The organism is Sutterella massiliensis, assembly GCF_016899755.1.
Taxonomy (GTDB): Bacteria; Pseudomonadota; Gammaproteobacteria; order Burkholderiales; family Burkholderiaceae_F; genus Sutterella; species Sutterella massiliensis.
The window spans coordinates 1-339 of record NZ_JACJJC010000354.1; the positions used below are offsets into that span (position 1 = coordinate 1).

1 protein-coding gene is annotated in these 339 nt (G+C 62.5%); it reads left to right on the forward strand.

Translation table 11 applies throughout. The annotated features are described in order from the left end of the window. Positions 1–339: FAD-binding protein (locus H6A60_RS12890; RefSeq protein ID WP_205105262.1), on the forward strand; the 339-nt coding region annotated here is incomplete at its 5' end.

A 339-nucleotide genomic window follows, 5' to 3' on the forward strand; every position in this document is an offset into this window, starting at 1 on the left:
GCCTACAACCAAGATGCACCGGCCGGACGAGATCGTCTCGGGCGGCGTTCGTTGTCATCGGGCTACGGTGTGCCCGTGAAGCTCGAGCATCCTCCCTTTTTCATCATGCCGGCTCAAGCGGGCGTGATGGGGACCTACTGCGGACTTGCCGTTTCACCCGACACGGAGGTCTTGGATGGCAGAGGCGAAAAGATTCCCGGGCTTTTCGCTGCAGGGGAGGTTTGCGGCGGTTTCCACGGCCGCTCATACATCACGGGGAGCGCCTTTGCCAAAGCCAACGGTTTCGGACGCGTGGCCGGTGAAGTGATGGCGCGCAGCATTCGGGGGTCGGGCGAATGA